The 1805-nt window shown below is 73.6% G+C and carries 2 protein-coding genes; both read right to left on the bottom strand.

The window, feature by feature from the left end:
- Nucleotides 1–37: 37 nt before the first annotated feature.
- Nucleotides 38–1555: a cobyric acid synthase gene (locus G3I40_RS30280; protein ID WP_164305819.1), complete on the bottom strand. Its 1518-nt coding sequence runs from the start codon at nucleotides 1553–1555 to the stop codon at nucleotides 38–40.
- A partial coding sequence (locus G3I40_RS30275) for a cobalamin biosynthesis protein (RefSeq protein ID WP_203645053.1) occupies nucleotides 1552–1805 on the bottom strand: 254 nt, incomplete at its 5' end. The genes G3I40_RS30275 and G3I40_RS30280, both read right to left, overlap by 4 nt.

Genomic DNA, 1805 nt, shown 5'->3' with positions numbered 1-1805 from the left:
GGCGAAGCGGAGCGCGCGAGGGCACCGGGCGCGGCGCTCACGACGGCGCTCCGGGCGGGACGAACGGCAGCCCCCGCGGCGCCCCGGACTCGATCAACCGCCACAGCGCCTCCGTGTCCGCGTACCGCTCCACCAGGTCCCCGAGCCGATCGAGCTGCTCCTCCCGCAATGCCTCGAACGACGTGTCGGGCGCGGGCACGAAGCGTCTCCCCGCGTCCCGGGCGACCTCGCGCAGGAACGCCCGGCGAAACCCGTCCGACTCCAGCGACCCGTGCCAGTGCGTCCCCCAGACGGCCCCCACCCGGCACCCGTCCAAGAAGGCTTCCCCACCGAGGACCTGGGCGACCCCGTGATGGATCTCGTACCCCTCGACGTACTCCCCGAGCGCCTCACCCACGGGCCGGGCCAGCGTCTTGTCCACCTCGAACCGTACGCGTACGGGCAACAGCCCCAGCCCGTCCACGACACCGGACCGCGACTCGACCTCGTCCTCGATGCGCTCACCGAGCACCTGGAAGCCGCCGCAGATGCCGAGCACCGGACGCCCCTCGGCGGCCCGCCGCGCCAGCGCCCGGGCCAGGCCGCGCTCGCGCAGCCACTCCAGCGCCTTCACGGTCCCGCGCGTCCCCGGTACGACGACCAGGTCCGCGTCCGTCAGCTCTTCGGCCCGGTCCACGAACCGCACGACCACGCCGGGCTCGGCGGCCAGGGCGTCCACGTCGGTGAAGTTCGACATCAGCGGCACCGCGCACACCGCGACCCGCAGCACGTCGTCCCCGACGGGCGGCGCGACGACGGACTCCCGCACCGCGCCCCGCAGAGACACCCGCAGCCCGTCCTCCTCGTCGATGCCGAGCCCGTGCTGGAAGGGGAGCACTCCGTAAGTGGGCCTTCCCGTAAGGGACTTGAGCATGTCGAGGCCGGGTTCCAGCAGGCTCACGTCGCCCCGGAACTTGTTCACCAGGTATCCGGCGAGCAGCTCCTGGTCCTCGGGGGCGAGCAGCGCCGTCGTACCGAAGAACGAGGCGAACACCCCGCCCCGGTCGATGTCGCCGACCACGAGCACCGGAAGCCGCGCGGCCCGCGCGATGCCCATGTTCACGATGTCGGTACGCCGCAGATTGATCTCGGCGGGCGATCCGGCGCCCTCGCAGATCACCGCGTCGTGGCTGCCCCGCAACTCCTCCAGGCACCCCACCACGGTGTCGAGCAGCGCCGCCTGCCGCTCACCGTGATAGCCCCGCGCGCTCATCTCGCCCACCGGCCTGCCCATGAGCACGACCTGGCTGCTGCGGTCGCTGCCCGGCTTGAGCAGCACCGGGTTCATCAGCGCGCTCGGCTCGACGCGGGCGGCCTGCGCCTGCATGGCCTGCGCCCGCCCGATCTCGGCGCCCTCGCGCGTCACGAAGGAGTTCAGGGACATGTTCTGCCCCTTGAACGGCGCGACCTTCACGCCCTGGCGCACCAGCCACCGGCAGATCCCCGCGGTGACCACGCTCTTGCCCGCGTCCGACGTGGTCCCGGCGACGAGCAGTCCGCCTCCGCGCCCGCTCATCGACGTCCTCGCCGGCAACCCCGCACCCACAACCGCCCGGCCACACAGACTCCCCACGCCGCCACACTCACTCGCCGCGACAGCCGCGCGGCCCGTTCCACGTCCGTCACCCGCACCGCGCGCCCCTGCGCGTTCAGCACGGGCCGGTGCTCGACCCTGCCCCCGTACGCCAGCGTCCCGCCGAGCCGCACCCCGAGCGCGCCGGCGAACGAGGCCTCGACGACCCCGGCATTGGGGCTCGGGTGGGCGC

The sequence above is a fragment of the Streptomyces sp. SID14478 genome, assembly GCF_010548525.1.
Classification (GTDB): domain Bacteria; phylum Actinomycetota; class Actinomycetes; order Streptomycetales; family Streptomycetaceae; genus Streptomyces.
The sequence above is the reverse complement of the archived record's forward strand: the minus strand, read 5'-3'. Positions and strand labels throughout refer to the sequence as shown.

Coding starts and splice junctions, on each gene's coding strand:
- G3I40_RS30280 (WP_164305819.1), bottom strand. CDS start 1,555: ATGAGCGGGCGCGGAGGCGGACTGCTCGTCGCCGGGACCACGTCGGAC.